13 protein-coding genes are annotated in these 15,285 nt (G+C 73.2%); 12 read left to right on the top strand and 1 reads right to left on the bottom strand.

Annotated features, from left to right (window positions below; genetic code table 11):
- The first annotated feature begins 163 nt into the window (after positions 1 to 163).
- From ABT232_RS29565 to gatB, 5 genes are all read left to right on the top strand, one after another.
- Positions 164 to 2,407, top strand: coding sequence for a putative bifunctional diguanylate cyclase/phosphodiesterase (locus ABT232_RS29565; protein WP_351845389.1), 2,244 nt, complete (start codon positions 164 to 166; stop codon positions 2,405 to 2,407).
- Between the two features lie 290 nt (positions 2,408 to 2,697).
- Complete coding sequence (gene gatC, locus ABT232_RS29560; RefSeq protein ID WP_004925108.1) at positions 2,698 to 2,994, top strand: Asp-tRNA(Asn)/Glu-tRNA(Gln) amidotransferase subunit GatC; 297 nt, start codon at positions 2,698 to 2,700, stop codon at positions 2,992 to 2,994.
- Positions 2,995 to 3,000: 6 nt separating this feature from the next.
- Positions 3,001 to 4,494: an Asp-tRNA(Asn)/Glu-tRNA(Gln) amidotransferase subunit GatA gene (gene gatA / locus ABT232_RS29555; RefSeq protein ID WP_351845387.1), complete on the top strand. Its 1,494-nt coding sequence runs from the start codon at positions 3,001 to 3,003 to the stop codon at positions 4,492 to 4,494.
- Positions 4,491 to 4,730: a hypothetical protein gene (locus ABT232_RS29550; protein WP_215166631.1), complete on the top strand. Its 240-nt coding sequence runs from the start codon at positions 4,491 to 4,493 to the stop codon at positions 4,728 to 4,730. The genes gatA and ABT232_RS29550 overlap by 4 nt, the downstream gene beginning before the upstream one ends.
- A 12-nt stretch (positions 4,731 to 4,742) precedes the next feature.
- Complete coding sequence (gene gatB / locus ABT232_RS29545) at positions 4,743 to 6,260, top strand: Asp-tRNA(Asn)/Glu-tRNA(Gln) amidotransferase subunit GatB (protein ID WP_351845477.1); 1,518 nt, start codon at positions 4,743 to 4,745, stop codon at positions 6,258 to 6,260.
- A 56-nt stretch (positions 6,261 to 6,316) separates the two neighbouring features.
- On the opposite strand, the gene ABT232_RS29540 is transcribed toward gatB, so the two are convergent.
- A complete protein-coding gene (locus tag ABT232_RS29540) occupies positions 6,317 to 7,120 on the bottom strand; it encodes an SAM-dependent methyltransferase (RefSeq protein ID WP_351845385.1) in 804 nt (267 codons plus the stop codon).
- Positions 7,121 to 7,308: 188 nt separating this feature from the next.
- Here ABT232_RS29540 and ABT232_RS29535 point away from each other — a divergent pair, with 188 nt between their 5' ends.
- The 7 genes from ABT232_RS29535 (at position 7,309) to ABT232_RS29505 (ending at position 15,285) form a co-directional block, all read left to right on the top strand.
- Complete coding sequence (locus tag ABT232_RS29535; protein ID WP_351845383.1) at positions 7,309 to 7,626, top strand: hypothetical protein; 318 nt, start codon at positions 7,309 to 7,311, stop codon at positions 7,624 to 7,626.
- Between the two features lie 157 nt (positions 7,627 to 7,783).
- Entirely contained in the window at positions 7,784 to 10,042 is a 2,259-nt protein-coding gene (locus ABT232_RS29530; protein ID WP_351845381.1) for an MMPL family transporter, read from the top strand.
- Positions 10,020 to 10,595 (top strand): GNAT family N-acetyltransferase, encoded by a 576-nt coding sequence (locus ABT232_RS29525; protein WP_351845379.1) that lies wholly within the window; start codon positions 10,020 to 10,022, stop codon positions 10,593 to 10,595. Before ABT232_RS29530 ends, ABT232_RS29525 begins: the two co-directional genes overlap by 23 nt.
- Positions 10,596 to 10,630: 35 nt before the next feature.
- Positions 10,631 to 11,284: a hypothetical protein gene (locus ABT232_RS29520; protein WP_351845377.1), complete on the top strand. Its 654-nt coding sequence runs from the start codon at positions 10,631 to 10,633 to the stop codon at positions 11,282 to 11,284.
- Between the two features lie 173 nt (positions 11,285 to 11,457).
- Positions 11,458 to 11,643, top strand: coding sequence for a hypothetical protein (locus ABT232_RS29515; protein WP_351845375.1), 186 nt, complete (start codon positions 11,458 to 11,460; stop codon positions 11,641 to 11,643).
- A gap of 332 nt (positions 11,644 to 11,975) precedes the next feature.
- Positions 11,976 to 15,032, top strand: a complete 3,057-nt coding sequence (locus tag ABT232_RS29510) for a helix-turn-helix transcriptional regulator (protein ID WP_351845373.1) — start codon at positions 11,976 to 11,978, stop codon at positions 15,030 to 15,032.
- Positions 15,033 to 15,069: 37 nt separating this feature from the next.
- Entirely contained in the window at positions 15,070 to 15,285 is a 216-nt protein-coding gene (locus ABT232_RS29505; RefSeq protein ID WP_351845371.1) for a DUF6191 domain-containing protein, read from the top strand.

Below are 15,285 nucleotides of genomic sequence, written 5' to 3'. Positions count from 1 at the left end.
CTGCGGCCTACTGTTGAGATGTGCGCCTGCCGTGCCCAGCCGCGGTCGGCGCATCCCCTGCTCGTGACGGGCACGGGGAAGGGTTTTCCAACGCGGTGCCGTTGATGGTTGTCGGGCATCGGGCCGCGGGGCGTGGGCACCGCCGGCTGTGAGAGGGACGGGAATGGAACCGACCGAGAGCGCCGCCCCGGATGCATGGCTGCGCCGGTTGGCCGGCGTCTGGCGAGGCGGCCGCCGGCCCGCCGGGAGCGCGGGCGGACAGGAACGCGCCAACGGCACCTCCGCCGGGCCCGACACACCCGAGACTGTGCCCCTGACCATCGGCGTCGGCACCGGCATGGAGGACCCCGACGGCGAGCGGCACCCGTCCTGGCCCGCGCTGCCCGCGGCCGTCGTCGCGGCGGCCGGGTTCGCGCTCGGCGCCGGTTTCCTGAGCGCCTACACCGGCCACCACGCGCTCTTCCCGTCCGGCACCGCCGGCTGGTCGCTGGCCGTGCTGACCGGAATCATCGTCGGCCACCTGGTGCTGCTCGGCCGCGCCCGCTGGTGGGGCGGCACCGGCTCCGGCGCCGCCCTCACCCTCGCCGTCCTGCTGCTCTACGGCTGGGTGCCGGCCGGCATGGTCAGCCTGACCGTCGTCGTGCTGGTCGGCATAGCCCGGCGCCACCGCTGGCGGCAGGGCGTCCTGCACGGCGCGGTGGACATCCTCGGCATCAGCGCCGGTGCCCTGGTGCTGGCCGCCTTCGGCCGCGTCCCGTCCGTCGAGAACCCCTGGAACCCCGACTCCTGGACGTTCTACACCGCCCCCGGAGTGGTGCTGGTCGCGGCCGCCTACCTCGCGGTCACCCGCATCCTGCTGTGGTACCTCAACGCCCCCCGCTCCGGCGGCCTGCCCACCGTCGCCCGCACCGCCCTGGTCAGGCAGGGCCTGGTCGCGGTGGCCCTGCTCGGCATCGCCCCGCTGATCTGCGTGGTCGCGGTCGCCGAGCCGATCCTGCTGCCGCTGTTCGCCATCCCGCTCATCGCCCTCGACTCCACCCTGTGGATAGCCCGGGCCCGGGCGGAGGAGCAACTGCGCGACCCGCTGACCGGACTGCCCAACCGGCAGTGGCTGCTGGAACGCATCTGGACCGCCCTCGACGACGCCGAGCGCGTCGGCGCCCGGGCCGCCCTCGTGCTGATCGACCTCGACCGTTTCCGATCGGTCAACGACACCCTCGGCCATCTCGCCGGTGACCGGCTGCTGCTCCAGACCGCCGACCGGCTGCGCCTGGCCCTGCCGCGCGGCGCCGAGGTCGCCCGGCTCGGCGGCGACGAGTTCGCCGTCTTACTGCCGATCGCCGACTCCACCACCTCCGCCACCCGGATCGCCCGCGGCCTGGTGGCCGCGCTCAGCTCCCCGCTCGACCTCGACGGCCTCACCCTCGTCCTGGAGGCCAGCGCCGGAGTCGCCGTCTTCCCCGACCACGCCCTCGACGCCGAGGGCCTGCTGCGCCGCGCGGACGTGGCGATGTACCAGGCCAAGCGGGACCGCACGGGCGTCGAGGTCTACGAGTCCAAGCGCGACTCCAACACCCCCGACCGGCTCGGCCTCCTCGCCGATCTGCGCCGCGCGCTGGACGCGCACGAGGTGCAGCTGCACTACCAGCCGAAGGTGCGCTTCGACGGCCAGGTGGCCGGCCTGGAGGCGCTGGTGCGCTGGGTGCACCCGGAGCGCGGGAAGGTGCCGCCGGACGAGTTCATAGCGATCGCCGAGTCCTCCGGGCTGATGCCCATCCTCACCGAGTACGTCCTGGAGACGGCGCTCGGCCAGGTCGCCCTGTGGCGGTCCCAGGGCCTGTTCGTGCCGGTCGCGGTGAACGTCTCCCCGCGCGATGTGCACACCCCCGGCTTCGCCGGCTCCGTCGCCGCCCGCCTCGCCCGCCACGGCGTCCCCGCCGGAGCGCTCCAGCTGGAGATCACCGAGCACGTCCTGCTGGAGGACCCGCAGCGCGCCGCCGACACCCTCGCCGGACTCACCGGCCACGGCGTGAAGATGTCCCTGGACGACTTCGGCACCGGCTACTCCTCCCTCGTCCACCTGCGCCGGCTCCCGGTCAGCGAGCTGAAGATCGACCGCTCCTTCGTGGCCCGTCTCGCCGTCGACACCGAGGACGCCGAGATCGTGCGCTGCACCGTCGACCTCGCGCACTCCCTGGGCCTGCTGGTGGTCGCCGAGGGCGTCGAGGACGACGAGACCTGGGAGCGGCTGCGTGACCTCGGCTGCGACGCCGTACAGGGGTGGCTGGTCGCCGCGGCGATGCCGCCGGAGGAGACCACCGCGTGGCTGCGCGCCCGCGGCTCCCGCGGCTGGCAGCGGCCGGCCCGCCCGGCCGCGGCGCTGCCGGCCGCGGCGGCGGAGGAGTAGGCCGGGGCGGCGCGCGGCGCGTCGCCCGTGGCGTGTCGTGCGGGGTGCGTCGTGGAGGGTGCGGTCGCCGTTCGGGCGGGGGCCGCCGGGGCCGCTCGCGCCGTTCCCCGCGCCCTCAGGGGCGGACCGCGTGCCGCCGGGCGTCGCGGCCGTGGCGCGGTCCGGGGCGTCTCGGGGCGGTCGTGGTGAGGTCGTCCGCCGCGGGCCCCGGCACAACCGTTTAACGGGCATGGGGCGGCGCCCCATAGGATTGGGCCAAAACACTCACACTCACCCCAGAGGATCGCTGCATGCCTGGCATCACGCGCGAGGAGGTCGCCCACCTCGCCCGGCTGGCGCGTCTGGAGCTGAAGCCCGAAGAGCTCGACCACTTCGCGGGACAGCTGGACGACATCATCGGCGCGGTCGCACGCGTCAGCGAGGTCGCCGACCAAGACGTACCGCCGACCTCGCACCCGCTCCCGCTGACGAACGTCATGCGCCCGGACGAGGTCCGCCCTTCGCTCACCCCCGAGCAGGCGCTCTCCGGCGCCCCGGCCCAGGAGCAGCAGCGTTTCAAGGTGCCGCAGATCCTGGGGGAGGAGTAATCCGTCATGACGGACATCATCAAGCTGACCGCGGCCGAGACCGCGGCGAAGATCGCCGCCGGTGAACTCACCGCCGTGGAGGTCACCGAGGCGCACCTGGCCCGGATCGAGGCGGTCGACGAGAAGGTGCACGCCTTCCTGTACATCGACCGTGAGGGCGCCCTCGCCCAGGCCCGTGCGGTGGACGCCAAGCGCGAGCGCGGCGAGAAGCTGGGCCCGCTGGCCGGCGTCCCGCTCGCGCTGAAGGACATCTTCACCACCGAGGGCGTCCCCACCACCGTGGGTTCCAAGATCCTCGAAGGCTGGATCCCGCCGTACGACGCGACGCTCACCAAGCGGCTGAAGGCGGCCGACGTGGTCATCCTCGGCAAGACCAACATGGACGAGTTCGCCATGGGGTCGTCGACGGAGAACAGCGCCTACGGCCCGACCGGCAACCCGTGGGACCTCACCCGGATCCCCGGCGGCTCCGGCGGCGGTTCCTCCGCCGCGCTGGCCGCGCACATGGCCCCGCTCGCCATCGGCACCGACACCGGCGGCTCCATCCGCCAGCCGGCCGCCGTCACCGGCACGGTAGGCGTGAAGCCGACCTACGGCGCGGTCTCCCGCTACGGCATGGTCGCCTTCTCCTCCTCCCTGGACCAGGGCGGCCCGTGTGCCCGCACGGTCCTGGACGCGGCGCTGCTGCACGAGGTGATCGCCGGGCACGACCCGCTCGACTCCACCTCCATCGACGCCCCGGTCCCGCCGGTCGTCGAGGCCGCCCGCAACGGCTCGGTGGCCGGGATGCGCGTCGGCGTCGTCAAGCAGTTCCGCGGCGAGGGCTACCAGGCCGGCGTCATCCAGCGCTTCGACGAGTCGGTCGAGCTGCTGAAGGAGCTGGGCGCCGAGATCGTCGAGCTGGACTGCCCGTCCTTCGACCTCGCGCTGTCGGCGTACTACCTGATCGCCCCGTCCGAGTGCTCCTCCAACCTCGCCCGCTTCGACGGCCTGCGCTACGGCCTGCGGACCGGCGACGACGGCAGCCACTCGGCCGAGGAGGTCACCTCCCTCACCCGTGAGGCGGGCTTCGGGCCCGAGGTCAAGCGCCGCATCATGCTCGGCACGTACGCGCTCAGCTCCGGCTACTACGACGCGTACTACGGCAGCGCCCAGAAGGTCCGCACCCTCATCACGCGGGACTTCGAGAAGGCGTTCGAGCAGGTCGATGTGATCGTCTCCCCGACGACCCCGACCACCGCCTTCCCGATCGGCGAGCGCGCCGACGACCCGATGGCGATGTACCTCGCGGACCTGTGCACCATCCCGACCAACCTCGCGGGCAACGCGGCCATGTCGCTGCCCTGCGGTCTCGCCCCGGAGGACAACCTCCCGGTCGGTCTGCAGATCATCGCCCCGGCGCTCAAGGACGACCGGCTCTACAAGGTCGGCGCCGCCGTCGAGGCCGCGTTCGTGGAAAAGTGGGGCCACCCGCTTCTCGAGGAGGCTCCGTCGCTGTGAGCAAGCTGTCGAAGGCCAAGGGCTTCAAGAAGTCCAAGAACGGCCTGTACCTGTCCATGGCCACCACCGCGTTCGGCGCGTTCAGCGTCGCCAAGCAGGCGAAGCTCGCCCGCACCGAGAGCGACACGCTCCGTCTGGTCGACGCCGCCGTGTCGGCCGCCGCGATCGTCACCGGCCTGGCGATCCTCTACCGCGAGCTGAAGCGGCTGGGCGACGACGACGTCCTGCTGGGCTGAGAGGGAAGTTTCATCGTGACCACCACGACCGACCTGGTGTCGTACGAGGACGCGCTGGCGTCGTACGACCCCGTCATGGGCCTCGAGGTCCATGTCGAACTCGGCACGCGCACCAAGATGTTCTGCGGCTGCTCGACCTCGCTCGGCGCCGACCCGAACACCCAGACGTGCCCCGTCTGCCTCGGCCTGCCCGGCGCCCTCCCGGTCGTCAACGCGACCGGCGTGGAGTCCGCGATCAAGATCGGCCTCGCGCTGAACTGCGAGATCGCCGAATGGTGCCGCTTCGCCCGGAAGAACTACTTCTATCCGGACATGCCGAAGAACTTCCAGACCTCCCAGTACGACGAGCCGATCGCCTTCAACGGCTACCTCGACGTGCAGCTGGAGGACGGCGAGACCTTCCGCGTGGAGATCGAGCGCGCCCACATGGAGGAGGACACCGGCAAGTCGACGCACGTCGGCGGCGCCACCGGCCGTATCCACGGCGCGTCCCACTCCCTGCTCGACTACAACCGCGCGGGCATCCCGCTCATCGAGATCGTCACCAAGCCGATCGAGGGCGCGGGCGAGCGGGCCCCGGAGGTCGCCCGGGCCTACGTTCGTGAGCTGCGCGAGCTCATCAAGGCGCTCGGCGTCTCCGAGGCCCGGATGGAGATGGGCCAGATGCGCTGCGACGTGAACCTGTCGCTGCGCCCGAACGGCACCGAGAAGTTCGGCACCCGCTCGGAGACGAAGAACGTCAACTCGCTGCGGTCCGTGGAGCGCGCGGCCCGCTTCGAGATCCAGCGGCACGCGGCCGTGCTGTCCTCCGGCGGCACGATCATCCAGGAGACCCGCCACTTCCACGAGGACACCGGGTCGACGACCTCGGGCCGCGTGAAGGAGGAGGCCGAGGACTACCGGTACTTCCCGGAGCCCGACCTGGTGCCGGTCGCCCCGTCCCGCGAGTGGGTCGAGGAGATCCGGGCCGGCCTGCCCGAGCTGCCGCTGGTGCGGCGCAACCGGCTCCGCGAGGAGTGGGGGATCTCCGGCACCGACATGCAGGCGATCCTCAACGCCGGTGCGCTGGAGCCGATCGTCGCCACCATCGAGGAGGGCGCCGACGCCGCGTCGGCCCGCAAGTGGTGGATGGGCGAGCTGGCCCGCAGCGCCAACGAGTCCGGCACCGCGCTGGACGAGCTGGCGATCACCCCGGCGCAGGTCGCGCGGGTCACCGAGCTGGTGGCCAAGGGCGATCTGAACGACAAGCTGGCCCGCCAGGTCATCGAGGGCGTCCTCGCGGGCGAGGGCACCCCGGACGAGGTCGTCGACAAGCGCGGTCTGAAGGTCGTCTCGGACGAGGGCGCGCTGACCGCCGCCGTCGACGAGGCGATCGCCGGCAACCCGGGCGTCGCGGACAAGATCCGCGGCGGCAAGGTGGCGGCGGCCGGCGCCCTGGTCGGCGCGGTCATGAAGGCCACCCGCGGCCAGGCCGACGCGGCCCGCGTCAAGGAGCTGATCCTGGAGAAGCTGGGCGTCAGCGAGGGCTGAGTTCCCGTTTCCCCGGCCCTGGGGGTGCATCGGATCCGATGCACCCCCAGGTGTGTTCAGGGGCGGCGGCCCACCACGCGGGCGAAGCCCAGGGACCGGCCCTGGTCCACGCGCAGCATCTCGGCGCACTGCCCGGCCATCCGGACGTGCCACTCGTCCGGGCTCTCCTCGGCCACGACCTCGCTCCACAGCAGCCACTCACGCCAGCCGTCGGTCAGCCAGTCGGCCGTCTCGACCCGCACGGCCCCGCTGCGGGTCCAGTGGCGGCGCCACCATTCGGGTGAGTGGAAGCACCAGTAGCCCGCGTCCCACCACGGCGTGAGGTGCTCGGGCGGCTCGGCGCCCTCCGGCTCCTCCCGCAGGGACGGGACGACGACGCCGATCCTCCCGCCGGGCTTCAGCAGCCGGGCCAGCGACGGCAGATAGAGGTCGTCGGTGCCGAAGTACTGGTACGCGTCGATGGACACGATCGCGTCGAAGCCGCCCTCGCCGAACGGCAGGTCGTGCGCCTCGGCGTGCACCGGCAGCACCCGGTCCGCGACGCCCGCCTCGGCGATCCGCGCGGCGTTCTCGTCCGGCCTGATCCACAGGTCGGCGGCGGTGACCTGGACGCCGTACTCCTTGGCGAGGAAGACGGACGTCATCGCCCGGCCGCAGCCCAGGTCGAGGACGCGGGCGCCGGGCGGCAGGGTGTCGAGGCCGAGGGCCGGAGCCAGCCACTCCAGCAGCCACAGCGCGTTCGGGCCCATCTGGTTCTCGACGGTCCAGCGGGCGTCGTAGCCGTTGCTGCGCGGGTAGTGGGGGAGGGCGACTCGGTCAGTCAGAGGGATGTTCGAGGTCCTGGAATCGATGTCGGACATCGGTGAACGGGCTCCTTGGGTCCTGAAGGGGGAACGTGGTGGCGTCGGAGCTCGACCGGACCTTCAAACAACGCACCTGCTTCGGTGGGGCGGCGCGGGGGCCGCGGAGGCGGACCGACGGACGCTAGCAGGCACCCGGGCGGCCCCGCACGGGGTTTTCCGAGGCGTACGCGCTACGCTCCCGCGCCATGAGTGGACCCGCTGATTCCGAGACGCCCGCCGAGCCCGCCGAGGCCGCCGAGCCCGCCGACTCGGGGACGACCGAGGCGCGGCGGGCCCGTTGGACCGCCGCCGGGGCCGGATCGCTGCTCGCCGTCGCCGGGATCGCCGCCTCCGGACTGCGCCTGGCCGACCCCGCTCCGGTGCTCGTCCCGGCCGCGTACGCCGTCGGTGCCGCGGTGTGCGCCCTCGCGGCCGTCCTGGGCTCCCGGGGCCGCACCCGCAGGGCGCTGTGGCTGCTGGTCGCCGGGGTGATGGTGATGGCGCTGGGCGATCAGTTCGACTGACCCGGGCATGGTGTGAACAAGCACACCAAACAGCCAAACGATCATTTGCTCCTGCAAGAGTGACAGGAGCAGCTCATCTGTTCTTTGCGGGCGGTTCAGCGCATGCACGACTGTTCCCGGTCAAAGATCCACACGTCACCACACTGGGAGCACGTCCGTGGCAGCTCTGGCACGCTGGTGTGTCCGAAACCGTCTGGTCGCCGTACTGCTGTGGCTTCTCGCCCTGGGCGGGACAGGCACGGGCGCGATCGTCGCCGGCAGCGCGTACTCCGACGACTACGAGGTCCCGGGCACCGAATCGGGCCGGGCCGCCGACCTGCTGACGGACGGTTTCCCCGGACTCGGCGGGGACAGCGACACGATCGTCTGGCACACCGACCGGGGCTCCGTCCGCGCCGCCGACGTCGAGCAGACCATGACCCGGACGCTGCACCGCATCGCGGAACTGCCCGGTGTCGCCTCCGTGACCGGCCCCTACGAGGGCCCGGGAGCCGGCCGGATCAGCGAGGACGGCCGTACCGCGTACGCCACCGTCACCTTCGAGAAGCGGTCCGAGGACATCGGCGCCGCCGAGGCCGAGGCCGTCGTCGCCACCGCGCGGGCCGCCGAGGGGGACGGGCTGCGGGTGGAGCTCGGCGGCAGCGCCGTCGCCCTCACCGAGTCCTCCGGCGGGCACCTCGCCGAGGTGGTCGGCGTCGTCGTCGCCGCGGTCGTGCTGTTCCTCGCCTTCGGCTCGCTCGCCGCCTCGCTGCTGCCCATCGCCACCGCGCTGGTCGGCGTGGGCACCGCGTACGCCGGGACCGTGCTGCTCGGCCACGCCATGACGGTCGCCGACTTCGCGCCGATGCTGGGCATGCTGATCGGCCTCGGCGTCGGCATCGACTACGCGCTGTTCATCGTCACCCGGCACCGCCGCGGCCTCAAACGCGGCCTCGGAGTCGCCGAGGCCGCCGTCAACGCCGTCGCGACCACCGGACGCGCGGTCGTCTTCGCCGGCGCCACCGTGTGCATCGCCCTGCTCGGCATGCTGATCCTGCGGCTCGGCTTCCTCAACGGCGTGGCCGTCGCCGCCTCGCTGACCGTGGTCCTCACCGTCGCCGCGTCCGTCACCCTGCTGCCCGCCCTGCTCTCCCTCATCGGCACCCGGGCCCTCAGCCGCCGCGAACGCCGCAGGCTCGCCGAGCACGGGCCCGAGCCGGAGCTGCCCACCGGGTTCGCCGCCCGCTGGTCCGCGTTCGTCGAACGCCACCCGAGGAAGCTCGGCGCGCTCGCGCTCGCCGTGATGACCCTGCTCGCCCTGCCCGCGCTCTCCCTCCACCTGGGCACCTCCGACCAGGGCAACGACCCCGAGACGACCACCACCCGGCAGGCCTACGACCTCCTCGCCGACGGCTTCGGCCCCGGCGTGAACGGCCCCCTCACCCTCGTCACCGAAGTGCACGGCGCCGAGGACCGGCTCGCCCTCGACAACCTCGACGCCACCCTGCGCGGCACCGAGGGCGTCGCCTCCGTGACCCCCGTGACGTTCGACGCCGGCGGCGACACCGCGTACCTGACCCTGGTGCCGGACTCCTCCCCGCAGTCCGAGCGGACCAGCGACCTGGTGGACCGGCTGCGCACCGAGGTGCTGCCCCGCGCGGAGACGGGCACCTCGCTCGACCTCCAGGTCGGCGGGGTCACCGCCGGCTACGACGACTTCGCGGACGTGATCGTCGGCAAACTGCCGCTGTTCGTCGGCGCCGTCGTCGCCCTGGGTTGTCTGCTGCTCCTGCTCGCCTTCCGCTCCATCGGCATCCCGCTCAAGGCCGCCGCGATGAACATCGCCGCCGTCGCCGGGGCGTTCGGCGTGGTCGTCGCGGTGTTCCAGTGGGGCTGGGGCAGCGAACCCCTCGGCCTCGGCAGCGCGGGCCCCATCGAGCCCTTCCTGCCCGTGATCATGGTCTCGGTGCTCTTCGGCCTCTCCATGGACTACCAGGTCTTCCTGGTCAGCCGGATGTACGAGGAGTGGCTGGAGACCGGCGACAACCGGCGGGCCGTGCGGATCGGTCTCGCCGAGACCAGCCGGGTGATCAACTCGGCCGCGGTGATCATGATCGCGGTCTTCCTCGCCTTCGTGCTCAGCGGCGACCGCGTGATCGCGATGTTCGGCATCGCCCTCGCCGCCGCCGTCGCCCTGGACGCCTTCGTCCTGCGCACCCTGCTCGTGCCCGCCCTGATGCATCTGCTCGGCGGCGCCAACTGGTGGCTGCCGCGCTGGCTGGACCGGCGCCTGCCGCGGATCAGCATCGAACCGCCCGACCACCGCCCCGAGCCGCAAAAGCCGGCGGACGCCGACGCCGGACGTGACAAGCTCGCGGGCGTCGTTGACGTACAGCAGAAGGAGCGGCAACCCGATGTACGCGATATCCCTGGGTGACGACGGCGCCGAACTGCGTCCCCTGGAGCCCTGGCACGCCGAGGAGTTCCTGGCTCACCTGGAGCGCGGCAGGGAGTTCATCAACCGGTTCGTCCCCTTCGGCGAGAAGGCCACCGACTTGGCCTCCGCGCGGACCGCGCTCCAGCGGTACGCCGACATGCGCGCCGCCGACACCGCCGACCTGCACGGCCTGTGGCTGGACGGCACCCTCGTCGGCGGGGTGCTCACCCTGAACTTCGACGCCGCCCGGGGCAACTGCGAGGTCGGCTGCTGGCTGGAACCCGCCGGCACCGGGCGAGGGCTGATCACCCGCGCGATGCGGGTGCTGATCGACTGGGTCGTCGAGGAACGCGGCATCCACCGCGTGGAGTGGCACGCCGCCGCGGGCAACGAGGCCAGCGTGAACGCCGCCCGCCGGCTGGGCATGACCAAGGACGGCGTGCTGCGCCGGAGCTACCCGCACCGCGGGGTGCGGCACGACATGGAGGTCTGGTCGGTGCTCGCCCCGCAATGGCGTGCCGCGCGCGCCGCCGCCGCTCACAGCGTTCGTTAAGGGACCTCTCAGACTCCGTCCGTACGGTGCGGTGCATGGGTACGAAGACTGAGGACGAGGCCGCGACGAAGACCGCCGGCGCGGCGGAAGCCGACGGGGCGACGACCGGCGAAGCGACTGAAGCGACCGAAGCGACTGAAGCGACTGAAGCGACCGTAGCCGCCGATGGGGCGGACGAGTCGGAGGGCGCGGTCGGTGCCGCCGGTGCGGCCGGTGCGGCCGACGCCGGCGGCGCGGGTGGTGTCGTGAAGGAGGACGGCGAGGAGCAGCCGCCGGCCGAGGGGACGGCCGGGCCCTCCGGAGTCGGCCAGGGTGCCGGAGCCGTCGTCTCCGCCGCCCTCGGCATCGTCTCGCTGACCGGCAGCTGGGTCGGCACGGTCGCCTCCGCGCGCGAGTCGCTGGTCGGCCAGCTGGAGACCTCCACCTCCTCCAGCGTCGCCACCATGGTCAAGGAGGGCTACGGCGACGCCTGGCAGGCCAACGCGCTGTGGGCCGGGCTGTTCGCGCTGGCCGCGCTGATCGTGGGCGTCGTCGTCCTCGTCCGGCCGGCGTTCGGCGTCCCCGGCAGGCCGCAGGCCCCGTGGATCAAGTCGGTCGCCTGGGCGGGCGTCTCGCTCGGCGTCCTCGGCCTCCTGCTGGCCGTCCTCAAGTACACCGACGTCCTGCTGGGCCTGCCGGCCACCGGCTGAGGCCCTTAGGGGGCCTTACGGGAGCCCTAAGACCCCTGCGCGCGCGTCTAAGGTCCCGCAGGGGACCTCAAGATGCGGAACTCTCCCGATGTGGCGGACCCCGCTGGGAGACGAAGGTGGAGGCATCGCGGCAAGCGATCCCGAAACCCGGATCTCACCAGGAGAAACCCGCCATGTACGAGTACGACTACCAGCAGATGCGCTCCGCCGAACTGATCCGCAGGGCCGAGCACTCCCGGCTGGTCCGCGAGGTCCTGCGCGGCAAGCGCGCCGCCCGGCGCGAAGCGGCCGCACGCACCGAGGAGAGCGAGTCCCATAGCGGCCGCCCCCGCCGGCACCGCTTCCCGCGCACCGCGTGACGGCGGCGGTCCGGGGAGCGGCCGGGCGGGAGCCGGCCCGTTCCCCCGCGACACACGGCACCACCGCACCGAACACCGCACCGAACACCGCTCCGAGCACCGCTCCGAGCACCGCTCCGAGCACCGCTCCGAGCACCGCACCGAACACCGCTCCGAGCACCGCACCCGACCGGCCCGGCGCCTCTCCGACAGGCGCCGGGCCGGCCCCGTCACGTCCGGCCCCCGCCCCCGCCGGTCACGTCCCGCCGGTCTCTGCCCAAGTCTCTGCTCAGGCTTCTGCTCAGGCCTCTGCTCAGCGGAAAACAGGTGCCGCGCCGTCGGATCCGCGTGCAATGCTCGGGGCCGTGGAGACCAGGTCCGTCAGTCCCGTGTTCATCGGCCGCGCCGAGGAGTTGGAGACGCTTCAGGACGCGCTCGCCCGTGCCGCCACGGGCGAGCCGCAGGCGTTGCTCCTCGGCGGCGAGGCCGGGGTCGGCAAGACCCGCCTCGTCGAGGAGTTCGCGGACCTCGCCGCACGAGCGGGCGCCGTCGTCGCCCTCGGCGGCTGCGTGGAGATCGGCGCCGACGGACTGCCCTTCGCCCCGTTCTCCACCGCCCTGCGCACCCTGCGCCGCGAACTGCCGGCGGAACTGGCCGCCGCGGCCGCCGGACAGGAGGAGGAACTGGCCCGCCTCCTGCCCGAGCTGGGCGAGTTCGGTGCCGGACGGCACGGCGACGAGGAGGGCGTGGCCCGCCTCTTCGAACTCACCGCCCGCCTCCTGGGCCGCGCCGCCACCGACCGCACGGTCGTGCTCGCCCTGGAGGACCTGCACTGGGCCGACGCCTCCACCCGCCATCTGCTCTCCTACCTGCTGCGCACCCTGCGCACCGGCCGCCTGGTCGTCCTCGCCACCTATCGCTCCGACGACATCCACCGCCGCCACCCGATGCGCCCGCTGCTCGCCGAACTCGACCGGCTGCGCACCGTCCGCCGCCTCGAACTCGCCCGCTTCAACCGCGAGGAGGTCGGCCGCCAGATCGCCGCCATCCTCGCCGCCGAACCCGACCCCGCCCAGGTCGACGAGATCTTCGAACGCTCCGACGGCAACGCCTTCTTCGTCGAGGAACTGGCCGTCGCCGCCCACGACGGCTCCTGCCCCGGACTGACCGACTCCCTGCGCGACCTGCTCCTCGTGAGGGTCGAGACCCTGCCGGAGAGCGCCCAGCGCGTCGCCAGGATCGTCGCCGAAGGCGGTTCCACCGTCGAATACCCGCTGCTCGCCGCCGTCTCCGGACTCACCGAGGACGATCTGATCGAGGCGCTGCGGGCCGCCGTGAACGCCAACCTCCTGCTCGCCTCCCCGGCCGGCGACGGCTACCGGTTCCGCCACTCCCTGGTCCGCGAGGCCGTCGGCGACGACCTGCTGCCCGGCGAACGCTCCCGTATCAACCGCCGCTACGCCGAGGCCCTGGAGGCCGACCCGACCCTGGTCCCCGCCGACCAGCGCGTCACCCGGCTGGCCAGCTACTGGTACCACGCCCACGACGCCGCCAAGGCGCTCCCCGCCGTCCTCGTCGCCGCCACCGCCGCCCGCCGCCGCCACGCCTACTCGGAGCAACTGCGGCTCCTGGAACGGGCGATGGAGCTGTGGGACGTCGCCCCCGAGGAGATCCGCGCGACCCTGCGCCCCGCCGACCACACCGAGGTCTATCCGCCCTGCGGCTGTGACCCCGCCACCACACCGCTGCGCTACCTCGACCTGATGGCCGAGGCCGCCGTCGCCGGCCGGCTCTGCGGAGAGCGGGAACGCGCCCTGAAGATCACCAAGCGGGCCCTGAACCTGCTGGAGGACGACCCCGACCCGCTGCGCGCCGCCTGGTTCTGGACCCAGCGCGCCCAGCTGGTGCAGAACCAGGCCCGCGGCGACGGCTGGACGGAACTGGCCACCGCCCAGGAACTGGTCCGCGGCCTGCCGCCGTCCCAGGTGCACGCCGACGTCCTGGTGGCCGTCGCCGGCTGGCTGATGCTGCGCGCCCCGGGCCCGGAAGCCTTCTCCGCGGCCGAGCGGGCGGTGGAGTACGCCCGCATGGTGGACGCCCGGGAGACCGAGATGAACGCGCGGCTCACCCTCGGCGGCCTCATCGTCGAAGCGGGCGACCCGAAGGCCGGACTCCCGGTGATGTACGAGGTGCTGGAGCGCACCCTCGCCGAGGGCATGTCCTACGTCGCCGGCCGCGCCTACATCAATCTGCCCTCCGTGCTGGAATCCGTGGGCCGCTCCCGCGAGGCCGTGCCGCTGCTGGAGCGGGGCGTCGAGCACAGCCGGACCTTCGGCCTGCTCAACACCGAGGCCTGGGTATGGGCCAACCTCTCCGACTCGCTCTACTCACTGGGCCGTTGGGACGAGGCGGCGCAGGCCGCCGAGCACGCCCACCGGCGCGGCCAGAACGCCAAGCCGCAGGGCACCGGCACCATGTGCGTGGCCCGAGTCGCCCTGGGCCGCGGCGAAGTGGCCGAGGCGGCCCGCCATCTGAGCGCCGCCCGCGGCTACTTCGGCACCCATGACCCCATGCCCCAGCAGTCGCTGCCCCTCGCCGCCGTCAGTCTCGGTGTCGCCGCGGCCGAGGGCCGCCTCCTCGACCTCCGAGCCGAACTCGCCGCCACCCTGGACGCCGGCTTCCCGCCCGGCACCCACCGCTACGGCTGGCCCCTGCTGCTCGTCGCGGCCACCGCCGAGGCCGACGGCCGCTATCAGCCCGCCGCCTGGCAGGGCCGCCCGGAGGCGCTCGCCCGCATCCGCGACACCGCCAAGCGCCTGACCACCGGCGCCCCCATCTGGCTCGCCCACGAGAAGTGGGTCCGCGCCGAGCTGGACCGCGCCGAGGGCGCCGCCGACCCGGACGCCTGGTCCGAGGTGGTCACCGCCTTCGAAGGCCTGGAGCGCCCCTACGACCTGGCGCGCGTCCGGTACCGCCTGGCCCAGTCCCTGCTCGGCTCCGGCGGCGAGGACGACCGCGACCGTGCCGCCGAACTGCTGCGCCTCGCCCTCGCCGTCGCCCGCCACCTCGGGGCCCGCCCGCTCGCCGACGCCGTCACGCTGCTCGCCCAGCGCGCCCGTCTCTCCCTGAACCGCGCCGCGCCACCGGCCCTGGCCCCCACCGCCCCCGCCGACCCCGCCGAGGCGCTGGGGCTGACCAGCCGGGAGCGGGACGTGCTCCGCCTGGTCTCGGCCGGCCGCACCAACCGCCAGATAGCCGAGGAGCTGTTCATCTCCCCGAAGACCGCCAGCGTCCATGTCTCGAACATCCTCGGAAAGCTCGGGGTGTCCGGCCGCGGCGAGGCGGCGGCGGTCGCCCACCGGCTCGGCCTCTTCCCCGCAGAACCGCTCCCGGCCGGTCCGGCGGTGTGAGACGTACGCTGGAGGGACGCCGGCCCATGGAGGTTCCGTGTTCAACCCCTTCGAGGAACTGTTCGCCCCGGGTCGCAAACACACCCGTGACGAGCAGAAGCGGCTGGAGCTGACCCGCGAGGACGTCGGCGACGCCGATCCCGGGCGCGGACCGATAGACCTCGCCTCCGGCAAGGTCGTCGTCCGCCGGCCCGAGCCGGAGGACGCCGAGGAGCGGCCGGAGGGGGACCGAACGGAGACGGAACGGGACTGA

Origin of the sequence: Streptomyces sp. NPDC001532 (assembly GCF_040298625.1) — a bacterium.
Lineage (GTDB): Bacteria > Actinomycetota > Actinomycetes > Streptomycetales > Streptomycetaceae > Streptomyces.
This window is presented reverse-complemented; position numbering and strand designations above follow the sequence as displayed.